We start from the raw sequence: 5,323 nt of genomic DNA, 5'->3' as shown, positions 1-5,323 counted from the left end.
GCCAGAAGACCTGGACCACGCTGGGCCAGTACGGCGAGTGGATTTTCTGCCTGGTCCGCACCGGCACGGAAGGCAAGCCGCAGGCCGGCATTTCCTTCCTGCTGATCGACATGAAGTCGCCCGGCGTCACCGTGCGCCCCATCAAGCTGCTGGATGGCGAATGCGAAGTCAATGAAGTCTGGTTTGACAACGTGGAGGTGCCGGCCAGCAACCTGATTGGCGAGGAAAACAAGGGCTGGACCTACGCCAAGCACCTGCTCAGCCACGAGCGCACCAACATTGCCGACGTGAACCGCACCAAGCGCGAACTGGAGCGCCTCAAGCGCATTGCCAAAGCCGAAAACGTCTACGACGACCTGCGTTTCCGCGACGAAATCGCCAAGCTAGAAGTCGACGTGGTGGCGCTTGAAATGCTGGTGCTGCGCGTGCTGTCGGCTGAAAAATCGGGCAGGAACTCGCTGGACATCGCGGGCCTGCTGAAAATTCGCGGCAGCGAAATCCAACAGCGCTACAGCGAGCTGATGATGCTGGCCGCCGGCCCGTTCAGCCTGCCCTTGATTCACGAGGCCATGGAAGCGGGCTGGCAAGGCGATTTTCCGGGCGCGGCGCTGGGCAATGCGCCGCTGGCCTCGACCTACTTCAACATGCGAAAAACCACGATCTACGGCGGTTCCAACGAGGTGCAGCGCAACATCGTGTCGCAATTCGTGCTCGGCTGATGGAACAAGATTTAAAGGACACGCATCATGGATTTTGATTTCACAGACGAGCAGGAACAACTGCGCGACGCCACACGCAAGTGGGTGGACAAGGGCTACACCTTCGAGCGCCGCCGCGGCATTACGCAGGCTGGTGGATTTTCCCGCGAGGCCTACGGCCAGCTGGCCGACCTGGGCCTGGCGGGCGTCTACATTCCCGAGGCCCAGGGCGGGCTCGGCATGGGCCCGGTTGAAGGCATGGTCGTGATGGAAGAACTCGGGCGCGGCCTGGTGCTGGAGCCGCTGGCGCAGACGCTGATCGCGGGCGGCGTGCTGTCGGGCTACGCGCCGGCCGCCATGCAGGACGCCTGGCTGTCAAACATTGCCTCGGGCGAGCGCCTGGTGGTGCTGGCCTACCAGGAACGCGCGGCCCGCTACAAGTTTGAAAAATGTGAGGCAAAATCGACTCCAGCCCATGAAGGATGGACGCTGGTAGCTACCAAAAGCATAGTGCCGGCTGGCGACCAGGCCGACGCCTTCATCGTGCCCGCCCTGGCCAACGGCAAGATGGCGCTGTTTCTGGTCAAACGCACGGCCGCAGGCGTCACCACGCGGGGCTACGGCACGCAAGACGGCGCGCGCGCCGCAGAAGTCATGCTTGAGAATGCGCCGGCCAGCCTGATCACGCTCGATGGCCTGAGCGCGCTGGAACATGCGGTGGACATCGGCATTGCCGCCACCTGCGCCGAAGCTATCGGCGTGATGGACAAAACGCTGGCAGTCACGGTGGAGTACATGAACACCCGCAAGCAGTTTGGCGTCGCCATCAGCAGCTTTCAGGCGCTGCGCCACCGCGTGGCCGACATGAAGATGCAGCTGGAACTGGCCCGTTCCATGAGCTACTACGCGTCGCTCAAGCTCAATGCACCGGCCGAGGAACGGCGCCGCGCGCTGGCCCGGGCCAAGTACCAGCTGGGGGTGGCCATGCGTTTTGTCGGCCAGCAGGCGGTTCAGCTGCATGGCGGCATTGCCGTGACCGACGAGTACATCGTGAGCCACTATTTCAAAAAGCTGACCCAGCTGGAGATGACGTTTGGCGACACGCTGCACCACCTGGGCGAGGTGTCGGCGCGCATGCAGGACACGGCGGGCGTGTTTGCCTGAACCGACTGAATCGTCTGAAACTCAGGCGTACAGGCGAGAAGTCTTGGGCAAGTGCGACATCAGGAACTCCATCTGGTCGGCCAGGATGCGGCGGTTGCGCAAGATGAAGTCTTCCCAAAGGCTGGGCACATAGGGCGTATACAGCAGCGGCATGCCGGCCTGCTCGGGCGTGCGGTGGCTTTTTCGGTGGTTGCAGGGACGGCAGGCGGTCACCACGTTCATCCAGATGTCGACGCCGTTCTGGGCAAACGGGATGATGTGTTCGCGCGTCAGATCTTCCTCTTGAAAATGCCCGCCACAGTAAGCGCACACGTTGCGGTCCCGTGAAAACAGCTTGCTGTTGGTAAGACCCGGCTTGAGCTCGAACGGATTGATGCTGGGCACGCCCCGGGTGCCAATGATGCTGTTGACCGTGATGATGGACTGCTGGCCCGTGACGGCGTTGTGGCCACCGTGAAAGGTGGCAATGCGCGCGCCCATCTCCCAGCGCACTTCGTTCGTCGCGTAATGCAGCACGGCCTCTTCGAGGCTGATCCAGGATTGCGGCAAGCCTTGGGCGGAGAGTTTCAGGACCTTCAAAACGAACCTCCATGAACATGGAAAAACGGTGTCGAGCGGTGAATGAGTCAATATACAGTGAAATCACGAAACTGGCATGACTAAACCGCTGCCAGCGCATCCAGGCCGGACACTGCCGCTATAGAAACGATAATTGCGCCCATGAAAGTCTTTCGCGGCTACCGACACCCCCAACTGGCGCCGCAGTGCGCCCTGACCATTGGCAATTTCGACGGCGTTCACCGTGGCCACCAGGCCATGCTGGCGCTGCTCAAGAATGAGGCCGAGCACCGCGGCGTGCCCAGCTGCGTGATGAGCTTCGAGCCGCATCCGCGCGACTATTTCGCGGCGCTCGCCCGCAAGCCCGAGCTGGCGCCTGCGCGCATTGCCACGCTGCGCGACAAGCTGACCGAACTGGTGCGCTGCGGCATTGACCAGTGCGTGGTGCTGCCCTTTGATGCGCGGCTGGCAGCGCTGTCGCCGGAAGCCTTTATTCAGGACGTGCTGGTGCAGGGACTGGGCGCGCAGTATGTGCTGGTGGGCGACGACTTTCGCTTTGGCGCCAGGCGCGCCGGCGACTACGCCATGCTGGACGTCGCCGGCGAGCGCCAGGGCTTTGACGTGGCCCGCATGAACAGCTACGAAGTGCATGGCAACCGCGTTTCCAGTTCGGCCGTGCGCCAGGCACTGGCGCACGGCGACATGGCGCGCGTCGCCGGCCTGCTCGGGCGGCCGTACAGCATCTCGGGCCATGTGGTGCATGGGCGCAAACTGGGCCGGAACCTGGGCTTTCGCACGCTCAACCTGCGGTTTTCGCACTGGAACCCGGCCGCCAGCGGGATTTTCGCCGTGCAAGTGCATGGCCTGGACGCGCAGCCCCTGACTGGCGTCGCCAACCTGGGCATCAGGCCTTCGCTCGACCCGTCCGATGTCAACGGCGGGCGCGTGCTGCTGGAAACCCATTGCCTCGAATGGCCGGCGCACCTGGGCCCCGAAGGGGCGTACGGTAAAATTATTCGCGTGGAACTGTTACACAAACTGCACGACGAACTGAAGTACGACGGTCTGGACAGCCTGAAAGCGGGCATAGCCAAGGACTGCGACGATGCGCGGTCATTTTTTGCCGCCATGCACACCGAAACCAGCCGCCAGACCACGCGCGACCGAATTTAGACGATCTCGTCGCCCGGCTGTCGCCTGCATGCCCGCTGGCAAACAACCCCTCCACCCATTTTTCCGCGGCTTTCGCTGCTTCAGCCAGCCGCCAACAAAAGCACCCATGTCTGACCAAAAAACCGATTACCGCAGCACCCTGAACCTGCCCGACACCCCCTTCCCGATGCGCGGCGACCTGCCCAAGCGCGAGGCTGGCTGGGTCAAGAACTGGGAAGACAAAGGGCTCTACAAGCGACTGCGCGACGCGCGCAGCGGCTCGCCCAAATTTGTGCTGCACGACGGCCCGCCCTATGCCAACGGCAAGATTCATATCGGTCACGCCGTCAACAAGGTGCTCAAAGACATGATCGTCAAGGCGCGCCAGCTCAAGGGCCTGGACGCTGTCTATGTGCCGGGCTGGGACTGCCACGGCCTGCCAATTGAAAACGCGATCGAAAAGCTGCACGGGCGCAGCCTGCCGCGCGACGAGGTGCAGGCAAAAAGCCGCGCCTTTGCCACCGAGCAGATCGCCGGCCAGATGGCCGACTTCAAGCGCCTGGGCGTGCTGGGCGAATGGGACAACCCCTACCGCACCATGGATTTCGGCAACGAAGCGAATGAAATCCGCGCCCTCAAACGCATCATGGAACGCGGCTTTGTCTACCGCGGCCTGAAGCCCGTGTACTGGTGTTTCGACTGCGGCTCATCGCTGGCCGAGTTTGAAATCGAATACGCCGACAAGAAATCGCAGACGCTGGACGTAGCCTTCAAATGCGCCGAGCCCGAGAAACTGGCCGCCGCCTTTGGTCTGGACAGCCTCGCCAAAGACGCCTTTGCCGTGATCTGGACCACCACCGCATGGACCATACCGGCCAACCAGGCGCTGAACCTGAACCCCGAACTCGAGTACGCGCTGGTCGACACCGAACGCGGCCTGCTCGTGCTGGCGGCCGTGCTGGTCGACAAATGCCTGGAGCGCTATCAGCTCACGGGCACGGTAGTGGCGACCACGCTGGGCAAGAACCTGGCGCTGCTGAACTTCATGCACCCGCTGCATGACGTGGATGCCGGCTACCGGCGCCTGAGCCCGGTGTTTCTGGCCGACTACGCGACCGCCGACGACGGCACGGGCCTGGTGCATTCCTCGCCTGCTTACGGAGTGGAAGACTTTAACTCCTGCGTGGCCAACGGCATCGCCTACGACGACATCCTGAACCCGGTGCAGGGCAATGGCCGCTACGTCGATGAGTTGCCGCTGTTTGGCGGGCTCAACATCTGGAAAGCCTGCCCGCTCGTCATTGAAACGCTGCGCGAGCACGGCCGCCTGCTGGCCACCGAAAACATCACGCACAGCTACCCGCACTGCTGGCGCCACAAGACGCCGGTGATTTACCGTGCCGCGGCCCAGTGGTTCATCCGCATGGATGCCGAAACCGCCGGCACGCAAGGCGTGTTCCCCAAGGACAAGGCCGCCAAGACGCTGCGCCAGCTGGCCCTGGCCGCCATCGAGGAAACCAGCTTTTACCCCGAAAACGGCAAGCTGCGCCTGCAGGGCATGATTGCCGGCCGGCCCGACTGGTGCATCAGCCGCCAGCGCAACTGGGGCGTGCCGCTGCCCTTCTTCATCCATACCGCCACCGGCGAGCTGCACCCCCGCACCATGGAGATCATGGACCAGGCGGCAGCCATGGTGCAGGCCGGCGGCATCGAGGCCTGGAGCAAGGCCAGCGCCGAATCCATCATTGGCG

5 protein-coding genes are annotated in these 5,323 nt (G+C 63.1%); 4 read left to right on the top strand and 1 reads right to left on the bottom strand.

Annotated features, from left to right (window positions below):
- Both IV091_RS14510 and IV091_RS14505 read left to right on the top strand, forming a co-directional pair.
- Window positions 1-719, top strand: a 719-nt coding sequence (locus tag IV091_RS14510) for an acyl-CoA dehydrogenase family protein (RefSeq protein WP_293469935.1), incomplete at its 5' end; no start/stop codon positions are given.
- Window positions 720-746: 27 nt separating this feature from the next.
- Window positions 747-1,862: an acyl-CoA dehydrogenase family protein gene (locus tag IV091_RS14505; RefSeq protein ID WP_293469934.1), complete on the top strand. Its 1,116-nt coding sequence runs from the start codon at window positions 747-749 to the stop codon at window positions 1,860-1,862.
- A 21-nt stretch (window positions 1,863-1,883) separates the two neighbouring features.
- On the opposite strand, the gene IV091_RS14500 is transcribed toward IV091_RS14505, so the two are convergent.
- Window positions 1,884-2,441: an HNH endonuclease gene (locus IV091_RS14500; RefSeq protein WP_293469933.1), complete on the bottom strand. Its 558-nt coding sequence runs from the start codon at window positions 2,439-2,441 to the stop codon at window positions 1,884-1,886.
- 141 nt (window positions 2,442-2,582) lie between these two features.
- Between IV091_RS14500 and IV091_RS14495 the strand changes: the two genes are divergently transcribed.
- Both IV091_RS14495 and IV091_RS14490 read left to right on the top strand, forming a co-directional pair.
- Window positions 2,583-3,593, top strand: coding sequence for a bifunctional riboflavin kinase/FAD synthetase (locus IV091_RS14495; RefSeq protein WP_293469932.1), 1,011 nt, complete (start codon window positions 2,583-2,585; stop codon window positions 3,591-3,593).
- Between the two features lie 106 nt (window positions 3,594-3,699).
- Window positions 3,700-5,323 (top strand): class I tRNA ligase family protein (locus IV091_RS14490; RefSeq protein WP_293469931.1); only part of this gene is annotated, 1,624 nt, incomplete at its 3' end.

Origin of the sequence: Polaromonas sp. (assembly GCF_018780625.1) — a bacterium.
In the GTDB taxonomy this organism is placed as follows: Bacteria; Pseudomonadota; Gammaproteobacteria; order Burkholderiales; family Burkholderiaceae_C; genus Polaromonas.
Note: the sequence above shows the minus strand (reverse complement) of the source record. Positions and strands in the feature narration are given on the sequence as shown.